This window comes from Pseudomyxococcus flavus (assembly GCF_050038885.1).
Classification (GTDB): domain Bacteria; phylum Myxococcota; class Myxococcia; order Myxococcales; family Myxococcaceae; genus Myxococcus; species Myxococcus flavus.
The window spans coordinates 8,449,899-8,470,878 of the sequence record NZ_CP143624.1; the positions used below are offsets into that span (position 1 = coordinate 8,449,899).

General features: G+C 68.9%; 16 protein-coding genes and 1 pseudogene. 11 read left to right on the forward strand and 6 right to left on the reverse strand.

Annotated elements, in window-relative coordinates:
• The first annotated feature begins 121 nt into the window (after positions 1–121).
• Complete coding sequence (locus VZL07_RS35150) at positions 122–934, forward strand: helix-turn-helix domain-containing protein (RefSeq protein WP_426752309.1); 813 nt, start codon at positions 122–124, stop codon at positions 932–934.
• A gap of 242 nt (positions 935–1,176) precedes the next feature.
• Entirely contained in the window at positions 1,177–1,734 is a 558-nt protein-coding gene (locus VZL07_RS35155; protein WP_426752310.1) for a sugar O-acetyltransferase, read from the forward strand.
• A gap of 44 nt (positions 1,735–1,778) precedes the next feature.
• On the opposite strand, the gene VZL07_RS35160 is transcribed toward VZL07_RS35155, so the two are convergent.
• The gene (locus VZL07_RS35160) at positions 1,779–3,785 is read right to left on the reverse strand and encodes an amidohydrolase (RefSeq protein ID WP_426752311.1); all 2,007 of its coding nucleotides are present in this window, start codon (positions 3,783–3,785) and stop codon (positions 1,779–1,781) included.
• 517 nt (positions 3,786–4,302) lie between these two features.
• On the opposite strand from VZL07_RS35160, the gene rph reads away from it, so the two are divergent.
• The 3 genes and pseudogenes from rph to VZL07_RS35175 form a co-directional block, all read left to right on the forward strand.
• On the forward strand, positions 4,303–6,897 hold the full coding sequence (rph, locus tag VZL07_RS35165; protein WP_426752312.1) for a rifamycin-inactivating phosphotransferase: 2,595 nt from the start codon (positions 4,303–4,305) through the stop codon (positions 6,895–6,897).
• A 396-nt stretch (positions 6,898–7,293) separates the two neighbouring features.
• Positions 7,294–7,815 (forward strand): GNAT family N-acetyltransferase, encoded by a 522-nt coding sequence (locus VZL07_RS35170; RefSeq protein WP_426752313.1) that lies wholly within the window; start codon positions 7,294–7,296, stop codon positions 7,813–7,815.
• Between the two features lie 17 nt (positions 7,816–7,832).
• Positions 7,833–8,042: pseudogene (locus VZL07_RS35175) on the forward strand (IS5-like element ISMra2 family transposase); the annotation flags it as partial.
• A 17-nt stretch (positions 8,043–8,059) separates the two neighbouring features.
• On the opposite strand, the gene mutS reads toward VZL07_RS35175, so the two are convergent.
• Entirely contained in the window at positions 8,060–10,777 is a 2,718-nt protein-coding gene (gene mutS / locus VZL07_RS35180) for a DNA mismatch repair protein MutS (RefSeq protein ID WP_426757439.1), read from the reverse strand.
• A 209-nt stretch (positions 10,778–10,986) separates the two neighbouring features.
• Here mutS and nhaA point away from each other — a divergent pair, with 209 nt between their 5' ends.
• Both nhaA and VZL07_RS35190 read left to right on the forward strand, forming a co-directional pair.
• Entirely contained in the window at positions 10,987–12,336 is a 1,350-nt protein-coding gene (gene nhaA / locus VZL07_RS35185; RefSeq protein WP_426752314.1) for a Na+/H+ antiporter NhaA, read from the forward strand.
• A 21-nt stretch (positions 12,337–12,357) separates the two neighbouring features.
• The gene (locus VZL07_RS35190) at positions 12,358–14,049 is read left to right on the forward strand and encodes an ABC1 kinase family protein (RefSeq protein WP_426752315.1); all 1,692 of its coding nucleotides are present in this window, start codon (positions 12,358–12,360) and stop codon (positions 14,047–14,049) included.
• 10 nt (positions 14,050–14,059) lie between these two features.
• Here VZL07_RS35190 and VZL07_RS35195 read toward each other — a convergent pair whose 3' ends face one another.
• Positions 14,060–14,521 carry a DUF2267 domain-containing protein gene (locus VZL07_RS35195; protein ID WP_426752316.1) on the reverse strand — a complete coding sequence of 154 codons (462 nt, stop codon included), beginning with the start codon at positions 14,519–14,521 and terminating at the stop codon, positions 14,060–14,062.
• A gap of 181 nt (positions 14,522–14,702) precedes the next feature.
• Between VZL07_RS35195 and VZL07_RS35200 the strand changes: the two genes are divergently transcribed.
• Positions 14,703–15,128: a hypothetical protein gene (locus tag VZL07_RS35200; RefSeq protein ID WP_426752317.1), complete on the forward strand. Its 426-nt coding sequence runs from the start codon at positions 14,703–14,705 to the stop codon at positions 15,126–15,128.
• A 34-nt stretch (positions 15,129–15,162) separates the two neighbouring features.
• Entirely contained in the window at positions 15,163–16,725 is a 1,563-nt protein-coding gene (locus VZL07_RS35205) for a hypothetical protein (protein ID WP_426752318.1), read from the forward strand.
• A 13-nt stretch (positions 16,726–16,738) separates the two neighbouring features.
• Here the strand turns inward: VZL07_RS35205 and VZL07_RS35210 are convergent, their stop codons facing one another.
• Complete coding sequence (locus tag VZL07_RS35210; RefSeq protein ID WP_426752319.1) at positions 16,739–17,152, reverse strand: GNAT family N-acetyltransferase; 414 nt, start codon at positions 17,150–17,152, stop codon at positions 16,739–16,741.
• Between the two features lie 354 nt (positions 17,153–17,506).
• Here VZL07_RS35210 and VZL07_RS35215 point away from each other — a divergent pair, with 354 nt between their 5' ends.
• Positions 17,507–18,259, forward strand: a complete 753-nt coding sequence (locus tag VZL07_RS35215) for a hypothetical protein (protein ID WP_426752320.1) — start codon at positions 17,507–17,509, stop codon at positions 18,257–18,259.
• The gene (locus tag VZL07_RS35220; protein WP_426752321.1) at positions 18,259–18,666 is read left to right on the forward strand and encodes a hypothetical protein; all 408 of its coding nucleotides are present in this window, start codon (positions 18,259–18,261) and stop codon (positions 18,664–18,666) included. The genes VZL07_RS35215 and VZL07_RS35220 overlap by 1 nt, the downstream gene beginning before the upstream one ends.
• Before the next feature lie 74 nt (positions 18,667–18,740).
• Here the strand turns inward: VZL07_RS35220 and VZL07_RS35225 are convergent, their stop codons facing one another.
• Positions 18,741–19,691, reverse strand: a complete 951-nt coding sequence (locus tag VZL07_RS35225) for an alpha/beta hydrolase family protein (RefSeq protein WP_426752322.1) — start codon at positions 19,689–19,691, stop codon at positions 18,741–18,743.
• A gap of 672 nt (positions 19,692–20,363) precedes the next feature.
• The gene (locus VZL07_RS35230) at positions 20,364–20,840 is read right to left on the reverse strand and encodes a GNAT family N-acetyltransferase (RefSeq protein WP_426752323.1); all 477 of its coding nucleotides are present in this window, start codon (positions 20,838–20,840) and stop codon (positions 20,364–20,366) included.
• Between the last annotated feature and the right edge of the window lie 140 nt (positions 20,841–20,980).

Genomic DNA, 20,980 nt, shown 5'->3' on the forward strand with positions numbered 1-20,980 from the left:
CGCCTTCGCTGACGTCCCCATGTCGAGGGTGCGCGATGAATACCGACGCCCATCGCGCGCGTCGCGCACGCTCGGATGATTCGGGAGCATGAATGGATGGTGCCTCCTATACTCGGAAGCCATGAGCGAGCATGTGCCACTGCGTCCTCGAATCAGCCTGGGCGTGACACGCCGCGAGACGTTCGCGGGCGACATCCACCACGTCGCCGGCGCGGACCACGTCGTCACCCTCCACGCGGGCCCGCCCGTGCAGGTGGCCTGCCCTTCCACCCACACGCGCGCCCTGAAGACGCGAGGGGACCTCCACCTGATGCCCGCCGGCGCTTCGGACTTCTGGATGGAGGACGGCGCAAGCACCGCCGTGGAGCTGCGCATTCCCCCATCGCTCCTCAGGCTGGCGGCGGAGGACATGGGCCTGGACCCGGACCGCGTGGGACTGGAGCCTCGCGACCACTTCCGCGACGCGCAGATCGAGCACATTGCCTGGGCGCTGGAGGCAGACTCCCGCGCGAACACACCCAACGGCCTGCTGTACCGGGAGAGCCTGGGACTGGCGCTCGCGGCCCGCCTGCTGGCCAGCTACCGGACGCAGGTGGAGGCGAAGGGCGGGCTGTCCGCGGCCCAGCGCCAGCGCATCATCGAGTACGTGGAGGCCCACCTGGACGAGTCCCTGTCGCTGGAGCGCCTGTCCCGCGTGGTGGGGCTCAGTGCGTCACACTTCAAGACGCTGTTCAGGCGCTCCATGGGGCTGCCCGTCCATGAGTACGTGGTGCAGCGGCGTGTGGAGCGGGCTCGCACACTCCTGCTCAGGGGAGAGCTGTCCACGGGTGAGGTCGCCCTGGAGGCGGGCTTCTCCCATCAAAGCCACATGGCGCGGTGCATGCGCCGCATCCTCGGCGTCACGCCTGGCGTCATTGCCCGCTCACGCGCGTGAGCCCGGCCGACGGGAGCGCCGCGGCTGACCCGACGCTCCCGGGTGGCCAGGCGGACGCGGCGCTCAACCGTCGCGTTCCCTACACAAAACCGCGTGGCGCGCTCGTTCACGTCTCCTCGCGCGTCAGGTCCGTCTAGAGGACTCGCTGCCACAAGTCCTTTCCCCACGGCGGGTGCCACGGCCGCGAGGGGGCGCTGGGCCGCCCCTCCCTACCCATGAGCCCCCATGAAGGAGGAGCACCCATGAAGCGTGAGCGCCAGAAGATGCTGGACGGGGAGCTGTACGACCCGTTTGACGCGGAGTTGGTGGCCGCACGCGTTCGCGCGCGGGACCTCTGCCAGACGCTCAACGCGACGCGCGAGGGTGAGCAGGACGAGCGGCGGCGCATCCTCCGGGAGCTCTTCGGCGCGGGCGGCGACACGGTGTGGATGCAGCCCCCCTTCTTCTGTGACTACGGCTCGAACATCGAGCTGGGCGAACGTGTGTTCTTCAACTTCAACTGCGTCGTGCTCGACGTGTGCAAGGTGAGCATCGGCGACTACACGCTCTTCGGGCCCGGGGTGCAGATCTACACGCCCATGCACCCGTTCAACGCGGAGCTGCGGCGGAAGGAGGAGTTCGGGAAGCCCGTCACCATCGGCGCGGATGTCTGGGTGGGAGGCGGGGCGATCATCCTCCCGGGCGTTCGGATCGGCTCGCGCGCCGTCATCGGCGCTGGCAGCGTCGTGACCCGGGACGTCCCTGACGGCGTGTTCGCGGCCGGGAACCCGTGCCGCGTCATCCGCGAGATTACCGAGTAGCCGTCGCGCCCGGTTCTCGAGCCCCGCGGGGCCACCTCGGCCGCTCAGTGAGGGCTGCCGGTGGCCCGCCCGTTCAGGTACGTCTGAATCACCGGAATCTGGCTGATCTTCGACGGGTCGCCTCCCCTGGCCGGGTCGAAATCGAGCGGATTGGCGCCCAGCACGACGAAGTCAGCCGCCTTGCCGGGCTCGATGCTGCCGAGCAGCGTGTCGAGCTCGTGGTGACGCGCGGGCTCTATCGTGATCGCGCGCAGCGCCTCCTCGACAGTCGCCACATGCTTCGCGCCCAGGACGTATGACTTCTGGAAGTCCGGATAGGACCAGGTGCGCCGCGTCACGGCCTGCTCCACGTACCAGAGTGGGCGCGTCGGGGTCACCATCGAGTCGCTGTGGAGCGAGAACGGGATTCCATTCTCACGGTCATAGGCGATGGGATCGATATCGCTCGCGGCCTCCTCGCCCAGCATCTTCACGAAGGCGTCCCCCCAATACGCCACATGTCCGATGAGGTGCGTCACCTGGATGTCGAGCGCCGGCACCGGCCGCCCATCCATGACGCCCGCGCCCTTGCGCAGGTCACCAATGCGCCTGGCAAGCGCGGGCCGACCCACCGTGTTGTGGATGAGGAGAACCCGATGGGGGCTCTCCTTCGACTGCTGGAGCCGCGACAACGCATCGAGCGCCCAGGTGTTCGCCCCGTTGCCGTTGGCGTGGAGCTGGAACCGCCACACCCCCTGGTCCCAGAGCGGCGACAGCGTGTCGACGATGGCCTGCGCGCTGTCGTAGTCCGCCCGACCCTCTCCTTCACCGGAGCAGTGCCCGCCCTCCAGGTAGTGATAGGGCGCCTCGAGCTTCGCGGTGCAGCCCTGCGTCGAGCCATCGACCCAGATCTTGATGCCACCAGCCCCCAGCCACTTCGGCAACGCACAGTCATTCCCAGGCTTCGGCTCGCAGGCGGGCGCCGTCGGCTGGAGGCTCGCCGCCTTCGCCGCATCAGCGACCACGACGCCCGTGATTCGGAGGGGGAACCCGGGCAGCTCGGTGAATCGCTTCACGGCGTTGATCTGCGACACGCTCTGGAGTCCACCATCCGCGATGGTGGTGACGCCTGCGTCTCGCATCGCCCGAATGGCGCGCTCGATATCCGCGCTCCCCTGCTCCGCGAGCTTGACCGGGTCGGAGTGCATCAAGGCCATGGGCAGGTTCTTCTGCAACACCGCCAGGAACGGTGCGAAAGCGGCCGACTCCCGGAGCAGCCCCGTGAAGTTTCCTTGCTCATCCGTGGTCCACTCGCCACCGCCCTCCCCGACAGAGGCGGGCGGCTTGCAGCCCTTGACGTCATGGTTCGGACAGACGGCCTCGAAGGCCTTCTGGTTCACGTAGGCCAGGTGGCCCGACTGGTCCAGGATGAGCACCGGACGGTCCTGGGTCACACAGGCGTCGAGATAGAACTTCGGCTGCGCCATGAAGCTCGAAGGCCCGCCCTTCCCGCACCCCTGGGCGTTATCGAACCCCTGCCTCGATGGATCCAGGTTCATGCCCAGGACGAAGGCGTCGCTCCCGACGGTGCGCGTGTCCTCCAACTTCATCGAGGCGAGCGCGCTCAGGACCTCGCTCCGGGACTTGCAGTCCGCGGACGGGTCCAACGCATACGGGGGAGGCAGACAGGGCGACAGGTCGTGGGTGCCCAACACGCTCTGAACGAGCGTGGGCAGGAAGTGCAGATGCGGGTCGAAGAAGCCCGGCATCAAGACCTGCCCGGGCGCGAGCTGGATGGTTTCTACCTGGGAATCCAGGCCCTTCCGCACCTCGCTCTCGGTGCCAACCTTCAGAATCTGGCCACGGTTGTCGACCAGCACGGCGCCAGCAACCGTCCCCTTCTCGTCCATCGTGAGGATCTTCCCGACGAACAAAGTGGTGCCAGGCCTGGCAGGACCGCGCTCGACGGGCGCCGCACAGGACGACAGGAGAGCGAGCGCGACCACGAGCACGGAGCCACGCGGGAATGCCGGGGGAGGACATGAGGCATCTCGACACAAAGGTCCAGACATAAGGCTCCTTGTTGGGGGCACGACAGCATACACAAAGGCCAATTCAAACAATACACCTGGAGATACAAATCCAGACACATCCACCCACGATCCAACACATCAACAACGAACACTGACACGTCAAGCCTGCGTCGCGACGACAAGCTCGCGTCTCGCCAACCCATGGATTGACACGACAGACCTGCCCATTGACACGTCAGCGTCCAGGCCGACACGCCCGCGCCGGGCGTTGGCCACCGGGGCCGGTGCGGGCTCCCGGATCACGCCCATGTGCACTCCGGCCCCCTGGAGTCTACGCCCCGATTGAACCTCAACCTCAATGGCCTCGGTATGCCAAGGCCTTCAGCCAGGAGGAGGCGCACATCAACAGCCTCCAGGGTTCCGCCCAGGTGAACTGGGCGCGCGTCACGCGTCTCCATCCGGCTGAGCACGCGGCGTACGTACGACGCAAGAGTCTGTGCATTTCGTCCGCGGCCAGGAATAAGGTGGCGCCCTTTCGCTCAAGTGAGGTGCGCGGATGGACTGCTACGTGCTGGGTTTCCAGGAGATCGACCAGACGCAGGTCGCGGTCGTTGGCGGCAAGGGCGCGCACCTGGGGGCGCTTTCACGGATCGAAGGCATCCGCGTGCCGGCTGGCTTTTGCGTGACGACAGACGCCTTCCAGCGGATCATGGATGAGGCACCGTTGCTCGACGACCGGATTGAACGGCTGTCGCGCCTGAAACCGGACGACCGGGAGGCGATCCGCGCGCTCAGCGAGGAGGTCCGCCGGATCCTCGAAGGCATCGCCATCCCCGACGAGGTGGCGGCGGCAATCACCCGCTCGCTCTCCCAGCTCGGCGCTCAAGCCGCCTACGCCGTCCGCTCCAGCGCGACGGCGGAGGACTTGCCGACGGCCTCCTTCGCGGGCCAGCAGGATACGTATCTGAACGTCGTGGGCCCGGCGGCGATCCTCCAGCACGTCAGCCGCTGCTGGGCCTCACTCTTCACCGAGCGGGCGGTGACGTACCGCCTGCGGAACGGCTTCGACCACCGGAAGGTCCGCATGGCAGTGGTCGTGCAGCAGATGGTCATCCCGCAGGCGGCCGGTATCCTGTTCACGGCCGACCCCGTCACCTCCAACCGGAAGGTCGCCTCCGTGGAGGCCAGCTTCGGCCTCGGCGAGGCCCTGGTCTCCGGCCTGGTGAACGCGGACGTCTACAAGGTACGGGACGGCGAGGTCGTCTCCAGGGCGATCGCCACCAAGCAGCTTGCCATCCACGCCTCACCAGCAGGCGGGACGCAGGAACAGGCGATCGAGCCGGAGCGGCAGGGGCAGCCAGCGCTCACGGATGCGCAGGTCGTGCGCCTCGCACAGTTGGGCCGGCGGATCGAAGCGCACTTCGGCTGCCCCCAGGACATCGAATGGTGCCTGGTCGACGGGGACTTCCAGTTCGTCCAGAGCCGGCCGATCACCACGCTGTTCCCCATCCCCGCGGCTGGCGACCCGGAGAACCACGTCTACGTGTCCGTCGGTCATCAACAGATGATGACCGATGCCATGAAGCCCCTGGGGATCTCCCTGTTCCAGCTGACAGCGGGCCGGCCCATGTACGAGGCTGGCGGGAGGCTGTTCGTCGACGTCACCCGGGGCCTGGCTTCGCCTGCGATCCGCCCAGGCCTCGTGGAGGGCCTGGGGAAATCCGATCCGCTGATCAGGGACGCGCTACAGGCCATCCTCGAGCGCGGCGACTTCATCCGGTCGCTCCCGGACGAGGGGCCCGGCGGAGCACCGGCGGGTGGCGCGCCAGCCCCAATCGAGACCGATCCGGCCATCGTCGCCGAGCTTATCCGACACAGCCAGAACTCCATCGCCGCCCTGAAGCGCGACATCCGGACGAAGTCCGGTTCAGCGCTGCTCGATTTCATCCTGGCGGACATCCAGGAACTGAAGCGGCTCTTGTTCGATCCGCGGAGCCTTCAGGTCATCATGGCTGCGATCGAGGCCACCTGGTGGCTCAACGAGCAGCTGCAGTCGTGGCTGGGCGAGAAGAACGCGGCCGACACACTCACGCAGTCCGTGCCCCACAACGTCACGTCGGAGATGGGACTGGCGCTCCTGGACGTCGCGGATGTGATCCGTCCGCATCCGGAGGTGGTGGCGTTTCTGCAGCACATCGACGACGAGGGCTTCCTGGACGCGCTGGCCACGCTCCCGGGCGGGCGTGAAGCGCGGGACGCCATCCAGGCCTACCTCGACAAGTACGGCATGCGCTGCGTCGGCGAGATTGACATCACGAAGCCGCGTTGGAGCGAACGCCCCAGTACGCTCGTGCCCCTCATCCTCGGCAACATCAAGAACTTCGAGCCGGGCGCCGGCAAGCGGCGCTTCGAGCAAGGCCGGCAGGAAGCCTGGAAGAAGGAACAGGAGCTGCTGGAGCGCTTGCGGGCATTGCCGGACGGGGAGCGGAAGGCAGAAGAGACCAAGAGGATGATCGACCGGGTCCGGACCTTCATCGGGTACCGGGAGTATCCGAAGTACGGCATGGTCAGCCGCTACTTCGTCTACAAGCAGGCCTTGATGGAAGAAGCCGAGCGCCTCGTGCAGGCCCGCGTGCTTCGCGAGAAGGAAGACATCTTCTTTCTCACGTTCCAGGAGATCCACGACGTCGTGCGCACGAACCAGGTGGATGATTCGCTCGTCCGCCAGCGCAAGGACGCCTTCAGGTCGTATCAAGCGCTCACGCCGCCCCGCGTGCTCACGTCGGATGGCGAGGTCATCGCCGGGGCATACCGACGCGACGATGTGCCGGCGGGCGCGCTGGTCGGCCTACCGGTGTCCGCCGGAACAGTCGAGGGCCGGGCCCGCGTCATCCTGGACATGGCGGAGGCCAATCTCGAAGCGGGCGACATCCTGGTCACCGCCTATACGGACCCCAGCTGGACGCCCCTGTTCGTCGCAATCAAGGGCCTGGTGACGGAGGTGGGGGGCCTGATGACCCATGGCGCGGTGATCGCGCGGGAGTACGGCCTGCCAGCCGTCGTGGGCGTCGAACACGCCACCCAGCGAATCCGAGATGGGCAGCGGATCCGCGTGCATGGAACGGACGGGTACATCGAGCTCCTGTCCTGAACCACGTCCAGCGCCATGGGGCACGCGGCCTCCGGCTGGGGCGTGCCAGCCAATTAGAGCCGAAGCGCGTCGATGTGCACCATCGCCCGGTCGTTGGTGGCGCGCTTCTCATCGCGCGTCGCCGTCCTACGGCGCTGCTCCAGCCGGCCGAAGCGGCGTGTGGTGCCTTGGCGACATGACCTGGAGATATTCGAGGCCGCACTCGGGGCTCGAAAGCCACGGTGAGCCCGGCCCATCCTTCGGGACAGCACGCTCATGCGAGCGAGCGTGGCGGACATCTTCGCCGCCTGCACCATGAGGGTTTTTAGCAACCCGCAGAGGACATTGTCATAAACTCAAGGCGATACTGCGGCAGCCTGTAAGAGAAAGTAAGCACACGTTCGGAACGTGAAGGACATGAGGTTCATCAGACAAGCGATTGAAGCGGACGCCCCGCACCTCCCGTCGATCGAGCGATCCGCAGGGCAAGCGTTCCTCCGCATCCCCGAGCTCTCCTGGATCGCGGACGACGATGTGCTGACGGAAGACCGACACCGAGAGCTGATCAGGGGCGGCGCCACCTGGGTTGCCGTGGAACCGTCGTCGCCACCCATTGGGTTCATCAGCGGCGAAATCACCAAGACGAACCTGCACATCTGGGCGCTCGCCGTTCGATTTGACCGTCAGGGCGAGGGCCTCGGGCGCGAATTGCTCGAGACCGCCCGTCGCTCCGCCGTTCATGCAAAACTGGCGTCGATGACGCTCACGACGTTCCGGGATGTCCCCTGGAACGCGCCCTTCTACCAGTCGCTTGGCTTTGAGATCTTGCCCCCCCTGCAGACGCCGCCGTTCCTCTCCGCACTCCTGGATGCGGAGGTTGCAGCAGGCCTCCCTGCCGACCGCCGCTGCGCCATGCAGCTTTCGCTCTCGCCGACCTAAGACGTATCCCCAGCGGGGTGCGCGCCGACCAGCACGCCGCGGTCGCTCGGAGGACTCCCGTTAAACGAGGGAAGCGGAAGCGCTCGGCAAGGGTCAGGGAGGGTTCTCGACCAAGCGCCATGTCCGAGCCAAAGGGCGCGTCCGGCCATCGGCATGAGACGCAAGCCTTTGGCGCCCTCATGCAGGGCGGTAGCGTGCCGCGCGCCCACGCACCGGGTCAGCTTCGGCGCTCCCCTGGCTACCGCTACTCCAGCTCGCGCTGGAGCCGCGCCAGCAGGTTGAGCGCGTCCAGCGGCGTCATCCGGTCGATGGTCGCGCCCTTCAGCGCGTCCAGCGCCTTCTGCTGCGCGGGCGTCACCCCGGCGGCGCCCTGAGACGCGGGCGCCGACTCCGCGCCGAACAGCCCCAGCTGGCTGGAGGAGGCCGCGCCACCACGGCGCCCACCCGGCGGCTGCCGCACCGCCACCCGGGGCCGGCCCGCATCGTCCAGCTCCCCGGACTCCAGGTTCTGGAGCAGCTCGCGCGCGCGGCCCACGACTTCCGGCGGCAGGCCCGCCAGCTTCGCCACCTCGATGCCGTAGGAGCGGCTGGCCCCGCCTGGCACCAGCTTGCGCAGGAAGATGACCTTGCCGTTCTGCTCCTTCACGGCGATACACAGATTCTTCACCCGGGGCCGCTCGCGGGCCAGGTCCACCAGCTCGTGGTAGTGCGTGGCGAACAGCGCGCGCGCCCCCACCTTGTCGTGCAGGTGCTCCGCCACCGCCCAGGCGATGGAGAGCCCGTCGAAGGTGGACGTGCCACGGCCAATCTCGTCCAGGATGATGAGGCTCTTGCGCGTGGCGTGGTGGAGGATGTGGCTGGTCTCCGTCATCTCCACCATGAACGTGGACTGCCCGCGCGCCAGGTTGTCCGCCGCGCCCACGCGCGTGAAGATGCGGTCACACAGGCCGATGCGCGCCGCCTTCGCCGGGACGAACGAGCCCGCCTGCGCCATCAGCGCCGTCAGCGCCACCTGCCGCATCACCGTGCTCTTGCCGGCCATGTTGGGACCGGTAATCACCAGCAGCTGGGCGTCCTCGGCCGGGTCCAGCCGGACGTCGTTGGGGACGAACGAGTCCCCCGCTCCCAGCATGCGCTCCACCACCGGGTGCCGCCCGGCGGTGATGCTGAGCGCCTCCGAGGCGTCCACCTCCGGCCGCGTGTAGCCGTACTCCGCCGCGCAGCGCGCGAAGGACAGCAGCGCGTCACCGGTGGCCACCGCCTCCGCGGCGGACCGGATGCGCGGCGCCGCGGCCACCACCTGCGTGCGCAGCTCCTCGAAGAGCTGGAGCTCCAGCGCGCAGCGCCGCTCCTCGGCGTTGAGCACCTGCTCCTCGTACTCCTTCAGCTCCGGCGTGACGAAGCGCTCCGCGTTCACCGTGGTCTGCTTGCGGATGTAATCCCTGGGCACCCGGTCCAGGTTCGACTTCGTCACCTCCAGGTAGTAGCCGAAGACCTTGTTGTAGCGGACCTTCAGCGAGGAGATGCCGGTGCGCTCCTTCTCCCGCTGCTCGATTTGCAGCAGCAGGTCCTTGCCCGAGGTGGACAGCGCCACCAGCTTGTCCAGCTCCGCGTGGAAGCCGGCGCGAATCATGCCGCCTTCCTTCAGCGTCACCGGCGGCTCGTCCGCCACCGCGCGCGACAGCAGGTCCGCCAGCTCCGGCAGCGCGGACAGGGGGCCCGCCAGGGACTTGAGCAGCGGCGACTCGCACCGCGCCAGCACCGCCGCCACCCGGGGGAGCTGCGCCAGCGACAGCCCCAGCGCCCGCAGGTCCCTCGCGTTGCCCGCGCCCAGCGACAGCCGGCCGCACAGCCGCTCCAGGTCGCCGACCTCCCGGAGGATGGTGGCCAGCTCTTCACGCCACACGCTGCGCCCGGACAGCTCCTCCACCGCGTCCAGCCGCGCATGGATTTCCGGCAGCGAGCCCAGCGGCGACGCCAGCCACCGCGCCAGCTTGCGCGCGCCCAGGCTGGTCACCGTCTTGTCCAGCACGCCCAGCAGCGAGCCCTTGCGTCCGCCATCCCGGAGCGAGCGCAGCACCTCCAGGTTGGCCCGCGAGGACTCATCCATCAGCAGGTTGCCGCCGCGCTCCTGCCGGCTCAGGCGGTCCACGTGCGCCGCCGGCGTCTTCTGCGTGTCCTTCAGATAACGAAGCGCCGCACCCGCGGCCCCGGCGGCCAGCGGCGCGTCATCCAGGCCAAAGGCGGACAGCGACTGCACGGAGAAGTGACTCCGCAGGTAGGCTGACGCCCGCGTGGGCTCGAAGGACGCGGTCTCCCCCTCCGCCACCGCCGGCGTGCGCGACAGCCGGGCGCACAGCTGGGTGATTTCCGGCGCGTCGCGCTTCCCGTCCGGGACCAGCAGCTCGCGGGGCTCCACGCGGGACAGCGACTCCGCCAGCTCCGCGATGCCCGGGGCCTCCAGCGCCAGGAACTCACCGGTGGACGCCTCCAGCAGCGCCGCGCCCCAGCCCTTGTCGTTCCAGCACACGGCCGCCAGGAAGTTGCTGGCCTGCGGCTCCAGGACCTCGTCGTCCAGCACCATGCCCGGCGTAATCACCCGGGTGACTTCGCGGCGGACGATGCCCGGCCCGCTGCCCGGCTCCTCCACCTGCTCGCAGATGGCGACCTTCAGGCCCTCCGAGACGAGCCGCCCGATGTAGCGCCGCGCGGAGTGGTACGGCACACCGCACATGGGCACCTTGTCCGCGCCCTTGGCCCTGGCGGTGAGGGTGATCTGGAGGATCTCCGAGGCCTTCACCGCGTCCTCGAAGAACATCTCGTAGAAGTCACCCAACCGGAAGAACAGCATCGCGTCCGGGTGGAGCGCCTTCACCTCCAGGTACTGGCGCATCATGGGGGTCAGGGAGGCAATCTCCCGGGCGCCCGTACCCTCGCTCAGCGTCCCCACCTCCGGCGTCATGTCCCCGGGAAGGTCCACCGCTGCTGCCCTGCCTGCTTTCGCCTGCTGCGTCACGGCCATCCCTGCCCTTCTCTCACGGCCCCACCCCCGGATCAACGAACCGCTTCCCTACCCGCCAAGTTCCCCTACCATCCACCGCCGACATTCCTCGCGCGGCCGCTCCGAAAACGGGTGCAGCCCCCACCCTCACGGGGCATCTTGCGCGCCGCATGGCACCACCCCCGTCCCCCTCCGAGACCCGTCCCCGACCGCCCGTCCCCGCGCTCTTCCGCGTGGCCGTCGCTCCAATCCGGGCCTTCTTCCGCCTGGAGGCGGCCAGCGGCATCCTGCTGGCGCTGTGCGCCGTGGCCGCCATGGCGTGGGCCAACTCTCCGTGGGCCGCCACGTACTTCGCCGTGTTCGACGCGCGGATGGACGTGGGCCTCGCGGGCGCCCACGGCCACTTCACGTTCCGTGAGCTCATCAACGACGGGCTGATGACGCTCTTCTTCTTCGTCGTCGGCATGGAGATCAAGCGCGAGCTGAGCTCGGGCGAGCTGCGAACGTTCTCCCGCGCGGTGCTGCCGCTCATCGCCGCGCTGGGCGGGATGATCGTCCCCGCCCTGTGCTACTCCGTCTTCAACTACGGCACGCCGGCGCAGGCCGGCTGGGCCATCCCCATGGCCACCGACATCGCCTTCGCCATCGGCTGCCTCACCCTGGTCAAGGCGCGGGTCGGCCACGGGCTCGTGGTGTTCCTCACCGCGCTGGCCATCTTCGACGACATCGGCGGCATCCTCGTCATCGCCTTCTTCTATGGCTCGGGCCTCCACGCGAGCTGGCTCGTGGCCGCCCTGGGTGTGCTGGCCGTGCTGGCGTGCCTCAACTACTTCCAGGTGCGCAGCGGCGTGGCCTACGCGCTGGCGGGCGCGGCCCTCTGGTACGCCATGCACCACGGCGGCATCCACGCCACGCTGGCCGGCGTGGTGCTGGGCATGTTCATTCCCGCGCGGCCCCTGCGCCCGGGCCGGCAGGTGCTGGAGGAGCTGGGCCGCTACGTGGACCAGACGCTGAAGACGCCCGTGGACGAGGAGGCGCGCGGCGCCCAGATTCTCTACATCGAGGAGCGCCTGGAGGAGCTGGAGCCGCCGCTCAACCGCTTCGTCCACCTGTGGCACCTGCCGGTGGCGTACGGCATCGTCCCCCTCTTCGCCCTGGCCAACTCGGGCATCTCGCTGGCGGGCATGGGCTGGGCGGACCTGCTGCGGCCGCTGCCGCTGGGCATCATCGCCGGCCTCTTCCTGGGCAAGCAGCTGGGCATCTTCTTCTTCACCTGGGGCTCGGTGAAGCTGGGCGTGGCGGACCGGCCCGGCGGCGCGTCCCTGCCACAGCTCCACGGGGTGGCGGTGGTGGCGGGCATCGGCTTCACGGTGGCGCTGTTCGTCGCGGGGCTGGCCTTCCCCGCACAGCCGGAGCTGCTGACGGAGGCCAAGCTGGGCATCCTGGTGGGCTCGCTGCTGTCCGCGGTGGTGGGCTATCTGCTCTTGCGCTTCGTGGCCAAGCCGGTCGTCCCGGCGTAACGTAGGAGGACAGGAACGCTCGTGATTCTCCAGGACCTCAACCGCGTGCGGCAAATCACCGTCATCGCGGCGCGCCACGGCTTTGGCGAGCTGGCGGAGCGCGCGGGCGTGTGGCGCATCCTGGGCCGCAAGGAGAAGGTGGAAGTCTCGCCGGAAGCCCAGCGCGCCTCCACCGCCCGGCGCTTCCGCATGCTGCTCAACGACCTGGGCCCCACCTTCGTCAAGCTGGGGCAGGTGCTGTCCACGCGCGCCGACCTGCTGCCCGCCGAGTTCATCGACGAGCTGGCGATGCTCCAGGACCACGTGGAGCCCATCGCCCTGGAAGAGGTCCACGCGCAGATCGAGGAGTCGCTGGGCGCCAGCGTGGAGAGTCTGTTCGCCACCATCGACCCGACGCCGCTGGCGGCCGCGTCCATCGCCCAGGTGCACCGCGCGGTGACGCTGGAGGGCGACGAGGTGGTGGTGAAGGTGCAGCGGCCCGGCATCGCCGCGCGCATCGACTCCGATCTGGGCGTGCTGCGCAGCCTGGCCCGCCTCCTGGAGGCCGTGGTGGAGGAGACGGGCGTCTACACGCCCACCGGCATCGTGGACGAGTTCGACCGGGCCATCCACGAGGAGCTCGACTTCATCAACGAGGCCACCAACATCCGGGCCTTCCTGGAGAACCACCGCGAGCGGCCGTACCTCAAGATTCCGCGCGTCTACTCGAGCCTGTCCAGCCGCACGGTGCTGACGCTGGAGTTCATCCGCGGCGTGAAGCTCAACCCGGCGGAGCTGGACGAGTCCGAGCGCAAGGCCATTGCCCACCACATCCTGGACGCGTCCTTCCGGCAGCTCTTCGAGGACGGGCTGTTCCACGGGGACCCGCACCCGGGCAACCTGCTGCTGCTGGAGGACCACCGGCTGGCGCTGCTGGACTTCGGCGTGGTGGGCCGGCTGTCGCGTCCCATGCAGGAGACGCTGGTCATGCTGTGCCTCGCGGTGGCGCTCAAGGACAGCGAGTCCGTGGCGCGCATCCTCTACCGCGTGGGCGTGCCCGACGCGCGCGCCAACCTGGTGGGCTTCCGCAACGACATCGAGTCGCTGCTCGGCCAGCACCTGGCGACGACGCTGGGGCAGGTGGACACGCGCTCGCTGCTGCGCGACCTGCTGGACCTGGCGGTGAAGTACCGCATCCGCATCCCCAAGGAGTACGCGCTGCTCAGCCGCGCCTCCGTGTCCACGGAAGGAATGCTGCGCAGCCTGTACCCGGAGCTGAACATCATCGAGGTGGCCCTGCCCTACGCCAAGGAACTGCTCGCCGGGCGCTACGACCCGATGCAGCTCCAGGGCGGGCTGATGCGCACGCTGCTGCGCTTCCAGTCCATGGCTCAGGACCTGCCCACGCAGCTGTCGCAGATCCTCCTGGACATGGAGTCCGGCAAGTTCACCGTGACGGTGCGCGCCGACCAGTTCGACAAGCTGAACGAGAACCTGCGCAGCGCGGCGGTGATTGCCTTCATGGGCTTGTGCGCGTGCGGCTTCATCGTGGGCGCGTTCATCTCGTTCGCGCCCAAGCCGTGGATGTACGGCAACGTGCCGGTGCTGGGCGTCATCGGCATCGCCGTGGCGGCGGCCTTCTTCGGCGCGGCCATCACCTGGTACCTCTTCGGGGGCCGCGGCCTGGGCAAGGTGCGCCTGAGCCGCTTCCTCAAGAAGCCGCCACGCAAGTAGCCCCGCGTGCCTAGACGGGCCGGCGGAACAGGTCGGCCAGGTCCGCGGGCAGCTGCGAGGCCACCGCCGCCACCTCGTCGTCCGGGAGCCGGTCGCGGATGGCGGTGAACACCACCGTCAGCACGCGCAGCGCCTGGTCCATGGGGATGTGGAGGTGGTCCGCCACGTCCGTGATGAACTCCGCCCGGTCCATGCGCTTCGCGTGCGACGTCCCCCGGTGGATGGCGCAGGCGCCGAGGATGGCGCCGATGCCGTCCTTGCCCAGGGCTTGAAACAGCTTCCGGTCCTCGCCGTCCGACAGACGCCGGGCGAGCGTGCAGAACACCGCCTCCGCCCCCTGCCGGGCCCCCACGCCGTTGACCTGGAACTCACGGCTGTTGCCGAGCTCCGCCATGAAGGCCTGGACGTCGAGGGGCTCCTCGCGCTCCTTCACCGGCGTGGCGTTGAATGGGGGTTCGGTGTGCTCCGCCATGGGGCTGCCTCCTTGCATGCCAGTGCGGCCGTGCCGCGTGCCTCCGGTGCCTGTCATGGTGGGCACGGCCCGGGCGCGATTCAGCCCCGGGGGCGCCGTGCGCCCTGGTCCGCGTCCCCGGAGACGAGAGCACGGCAGCAAGGCAGCACCGTCTGTCGCTCGTCCCAAGGGGCGCCGCTACGTGAGACATCCTAGCGTGGCCGTCATGTCCACGGTCGAAGCAGCGCGTTGCGCAGCCCATCCGGAAGCGTCCGCGACGACCACCTGCCTCCGCTGTGGCACCTTCCTATGCGCGGCCTGCGCCCAGTCCGCAGAAGGCCATGCGCTGTGTGGTGCCTGCCTCGACCGATATGCCTTCGCGCCAGACGTCTCGGCGACGGCGCGCATCGCCCTGGGCCTGGGGCTCGCCGGGCTGGTGCTGGGCCTGGCGCCAGGTGTGGTGGCATGGGTGCTCGCGGAACGGGAGCTCCAGCGCATCGAACGCGGCGAGTCCCCCTCCGGAGGCCGGCCCCTTGCGATGGCCGCACGCATGCTCGGGTGGCTCTGCACCGCGCTCCTCGTGGGTGCGGCTGGACTCACAGGTTTGCGCCTGCTCAGCGAGGAATGATGCCCCGGCGTGCGTCCGGTGTTCGACTCGCGCTATGCCTCGGCGTCTCATGGACGCCACCCAGCACTGTCCCAGCCCGGAGTGTTCCTACTTCAAGAAGTACCGACGACCGGCGGAGTACCGCGAAGGTTTCCGTCAGTGCTCGACGTGCGGCGCCGAGCTGGTCGCTGGCACGCCGGTCATGGCCGTGGCCCAGGCGCCCACCGCTGCTCGAACCTGGGAGGGCATGTCCACCGATGTCGTCTACCGCCTGGCGGTGACCCTGGGAGCGATGCTGATTGCCGCGCTCAGCCTTCAGGTGATGATCCCGGGTGTCGACCCCAAGGTCCTGGAGGCAGCGGCGAGCTTCGGCGACGCGGAGGTCATGAGCGTCTTCAGCATCCAGCTCAATCCCTTCCTTGCCTCGTTCATCATCGTCGAGCTCATCGCGCTGGCCGTACCGCCCTTGCGCACCCTGCGAACGAATGGCCCCAAGGGCCGCTCAGCCCTGCGCAAGGCCGCGTGGCTCCTGGGGAGCGTATTCTCACTCATCCAGGGCCTTGGCATGGCGACGTGGCATGAAAGCAACCGAGACCTGTGGACTGACAACAGCCCATACCTGGCAGCGGACGCGGGCTTGCCGTTCGCCGGCCTCCTGCTCGTACTGGCTGCTGCGCCACTCCTGCTGCATGCGCTCACCGTCGCGGTGGACCGATACGGCCTGGGCAGTGGCTACGCCGTCGTACTGGTGGGCCTGGCGCTCCCCACGGCCGTCGAGGCCGGAATGCACTGGGCGCGGTACCTAGGCCATGCCGTCATCGCTCCAGGCACCGTGCTGCTGCTCCTCCTGGTGTTGGGGGTCATGACCCTGTCCTTGAAGCGGTTGATGACGGGTGCCCTGCCTGGACTCGGGCCCCGCACCGGCACCCCTGGGACCCCTCCAGTGCCCACCGGGGGCCTCATCCCGTACTTTCTCGCGAACTGGATGCTCGGCCTTTCAGCCCTGCTCAGCGCATTCGCTGAAGAAGCCATGCCGCTGGAACGGCTGCTGGATGAGAGCCCGATGCTTCTCAATGGCCTCTTCGTCTCGCTGCTGGCGCTCTTCACGGGCCTGTTCTCCGCGCTCTTCTTCCGGCCTCGGCAGGTGGGAGCTCTGTGGGCAGCCTACACGGGCCAGGATGACGCCAGCCGCAAGGTCATTCGAGCGCAGGCAACCCTCCGCGCTCGCGAGCTGTTGCCTGCCGCGGCGGCGTGGAGTGTCCTCTTCGGGCTCGTCATCTGGTTCCCCAGCCGCTACCTCTCCCCGCTTCTCGCCGTGCAGCTCCCGTCCTTGCTCGGTCTGGTGATGGCGGTGGTCCTGACGCTGGACCTGACGCACGAAGTGCGCGCCCGGGGACGTGGCACCTGGACGCCGGTCTGGCCGCTGCGCGGCGTCGCGGACGTGGAGCCCGCCCTCACCGCCCTCGGCGCCGCGGGCATCCCCGCGATTGTACGAGGCGCCATGGTCCGGAACCTGTTCCACGTCTTTGGCCCCTTCTTCACCGTCGACCTGCTCGTGCCACCCGACCGCGTCGACGCCGCACGCACGGTGCTGGAGGAAGCCAACCGCCGGGCCTGAAGCGAAGCGGGCCCTACCGGAGGGTCAGGGACATGCCGATGGACCTGGGCGCGGTGGGCTGGAAGCCGAATTGTGCGTAGAGCCGATGCGCCTCGCCGTCGGCAATCAGGCTGACGTACGCCCCCGCGGGGGCCGTCGCCTTCAGGTGCTCGACCAGTCGTCCGACGATGGCCTTGCCCAGGCCACGCCCCTGGTGCACGGGCTCCACGGCGATATCGACCACCTGGAAGAAAAGGCCACCGTCGCCAATGACGCGGCCCATTCCCACCACGTGCCCGTCCTTCTTCACCACCACGGCGAAGTGCGTGTTGGGCAGGCCCGCCGCGGCGGCTTCTGCGCTCTTGGGGCTCAGCCCCGCGACCTCCCGAAGCCGGCGGTAGTCGCCGATGGACGGCACCTCCTCGAACAGCTCGTACCCCTCTTCCACTCCGACACCTCCTGCATGGACAGCCCGAGGCCGGACCGTGCCTCGGCCGCCGAGCATCCAGCGTGGACCGGAAGAACGCCACCGCCTCCGCGTTCGTGCGTGCCCGCGAGGCGGCGCGCAGTTCCTGCTCCCTCGGGCGTCCGTCAACGTCGGCCGCCGACGCGCTCAGCGCGCCTGAAGTGACGCGGAGTGGGACATGCGGCGCACCATCACCCGAAAATATGCCTCGTCCTGTAATCACCTCGACTCGACGCCCAGAAGCGCGGCGAACCGTGTGGCCGACCCCGGGTCACGCGAGTCCCCGCCCTGGATATGTCATCCCAATTTCGACACTGGGTTGCGGTAGGACTGGCCTTGACGTTGGCGGGATGTGGCGAGGATTCCCCCGCCTCGCCGGGCCGCTTCGGTGAGGTGACGAGCGCGGTGGTGCTGGTCAACCCCGTCATCAATCAGGGCTCCTCCACCTCGATAGAGCCCGGGGGCGCGCGTTCTGGCGTGGCGTTCCGGGCCGAGGACCTGCCCGTGGTCGAAACCGACGCCAGCGGGATGGCGCTGGTGGAGCACCTTCCGACAGGCACCGTGACCCTGGATTTCGACCCGGGGACCTATTCGTTCCAGGTCTCCCAGGAGAAGGAATTGTATGACCTGGCGCTGTCCTACCGGGACGGCACGGTGCAGGCGCTGTTTCCACCGGTTCGCTACCCGCTGGGCGGCACGGTCGTCGAGCTCGAACCTGGCGAGAGCATCGCCCAGGCCGCGGCGTCCGACGGCACCATCCTCCTCCTGAAGGAGGGCTCGTACCCGGGCGACTTCGAGCTTCGCGCGGAGGGCGTGCTCATCTTCGGCGCCTGGTCCCCCACCGAGGGGCCCCTCTCCATCATCGAAGGTGATGTGACGGTGCTCGGAGGCAGCAGTCGAATGCGAGGCGTCCACGTCAACGGCCGCCTCACCAGCAATGCCAACGGCTTCTCCATGGCCTTCTCGGACATCGCCAGCGCCACCATCACCGGCAATGGCGTGACGCTTCTTCGCAACCGCTTCACATCCGGGCAGGCTACCGTGCCCAGCACGAACGCCATTCTCGTAGACAACCTGGGGATTCCCTGATGCGACGACTGTCACTCCTCCTGGGGCTCACCTGGGCGGCCTCCGGCTGCCACGTCCATGTCCAGGACGCCCCGGCATACTCCTACGAGACGCCCCGGCCTCCGCCCCCCGGGCGCCCACGGCCGCCACGCCCGCCAAGGCCCCCGCCGCCTTCGCGGGAGGTCATCGAGGTGAAGGAGATCCACGCGAGCCGGGTGTCCGCGCGGGTCATCTACGCCAAGGAGGTCAAGGCCCGGGACGGCCGGGTGCGACGGGTCATCCGGGGAGGCCCCCGGCGCGAGAACTGGGGCGGCTCCGAGCTGAAGACCCGCACCGTCTCCGCGGACGTCATCTACGCCAAGGAGATCCACGCGGACTGGATCGAGGCGGACGAAATCCACGCCAAGGAAGTGAAGCTCGGCCGGTAGCGAGGCCGCCGTCCGGCTCGGACTCGGTGTTCTCGAGCGTCGGGCTCGCGTCCCCCGGCACCGGCTCCGCGGAACTACAGTGGGGCCTCCAGAGCGCCGCGGAAGAACGCCACCGCCTCCGCGTTCGTGCGCGCGTGCGAGGCCGCGCGGGTGCCGGGCGTGGCATCCCGGCACAGCATGGGCGCCACCTTGAAGCCCAGCTCCGTGCACTCGGGGAGGAAGGTGAAGTGGGCCGCGTCGTCCAGGACCACCGTGTTCGCGGCCGGCAGCAGCTTCGCCAGGTGGAGACCGTGCTGCTGATGCGGCATCAGCTCGTCCCCCTTCGCGAGCACCAGCGTCACGGGAGCGGTGATGTCCGCCACGTCCCGGGCCTCGTAGGTCCCCGCCATGCCGGGCGCCATGGCGAAGGCAGCCCGCACCCGCGAGTCCTTGTACGACGCACGCGCCTCGGCGAAGTCGATGCGGCGGAAGTCCACGTCACGCAGCTCGTCACAGCCGGGATGCTCGCGGGTGGCCGGTGCGGTGCAATGGTCCGCGATGACCGACAGGTTCAAGCGGGCCCCCACCAGCGCCAGCGCCGTGTAGCCCCCCATCGAGTGACCCGCGGCGCCGATGCGCCCCAGGTCCACCCGAGCTCCCCAGGAGGGATGCGCCAGCAGCCCATCCAGGAGGGCCGTGAAGTCCCGAGGCCGCTCCCAGCCCCGCACGTACCCCTCCGGGCTCGTGTCTCCGTAGGTGTTGCCGGGGTGGTCCACTGACGCGACGACGAAGCCATGGGCCGCCAGGTGCGCGCCGAACCACGACAGGTTGATGGCCGAGCCTCCATTGCCATGCGACAGCAGCACCAGCGGCCAGCGCGCCCGCGCGTCGGAGACGGGCGCATCCTTCGCGGCGATGAAGGGGATGAAGATGGGAGCCGTCGGGGTCTCCCGCATCTGCGTGCCCGGCGGCGCCGGATACCAGACCACGGTCTTCAACGTGCGGTGACGTGCCGGATCCTCGAAGGTCAGCGACGTGAATCCCACGGCATATGCCGCATCGGCGCCGTAGGGGGACGCGCTCGTCGTGGCCGCCGCAGAGGTCGAAGCTGGGGCCGGGCGAGACGAAGCACAGCCTCCCGACAGAAGCGCTGCTCCGAGGAACCATGCCCCCACGACTCCGGGATGGCGATGGAAGGACCGGGCACTTCGAACGTGGGGGGAAGGCTGGAGCATGACGATCATCCGAATGAGAACCGGGCCAAGGCCCCGGTGAAAGAAACGTTTATCGCCCTCGAGCACCGCCCCGCCCTGAAGCGACACCGCCGGCTGGGACCACGGGCCACCCGCTTGCCGACATGCACGACCAACTATGGGTGGACGGCGAGCGAGCCGCACGCGGCCGCTGCACGAGCCTACGTCGCGGAGGACAGCCGATTGCGCTGCAGCGTTCACATCCCATCAGGAGGTTTGTTGCTGGCAAGACTGCTGGGCCTGTCCCCCGCTCACGATGCTGCCTGCTGGCAGCGATGTAAGGGCCGCCCTTCCTGCGAAGCGTCCTACTGGCAGCAATACGGATGCACATGCCCCGGCGGCAACTCGCCTGGACCTGGCCCCCATGAGGACTGCGCACCACGGCGGCGACGCGGAGAACGCGAGTCCGCCCGCGGATTCATGGCAGCGGCAGCTGACGCTGTACCGTCAACGACCTGCCGCCGCTCAGTGCGCCGCCGTGAGGTCCAGGCCGAGGAACAGCGCCCCGGGAAGCGGGTTGAACACGTAGGGCGCGATGGGCCGGAACCCCATCGACGTGTACAGCCGCAATGCCGCGGACAGGCTCTGCAGGGTGTCCAGGCAGATGTGGCGGTAACCCGCCTCCCGCGCCTCCGCGCAGATGCGCTCCGCCAGCCGGCGCCCGAGCTGCTCGCCCCGTGCAGCGGGACGGACGAACAGCCGCTTCATCTCGCACGTCTCCGCGCTGAGGGGCCGCAGCGCCACGCCTCCAAGGACCTCTTCGCCCCGCCGCGCGAGCAACAGCCGCCCGTGGGGCGCCGCGTACTTGCCCGGCAGCGTCGCCAGCTCCGCCTCGAAGTCCTGGAAGCTCAAGTCAATGCCAAGGCTCTCGGCGTACTCACGCCAGAGCGCCCGGATGTCCGGCACGTCCGCCGGGAGCCGCGCAGGCTCGATGACAATCATCCGAATCGACCTCCGGGCTTGCCTGCGCCACGGCCGTGGCTCGGAGGCTCCCGCGCTCGCCTCACCCCAGCGGCGATGCCCGCTCACCGGGCACCGCGGACCGGGCACGGGGGCATCCGAAACGCCCCCATGCCCGAAGC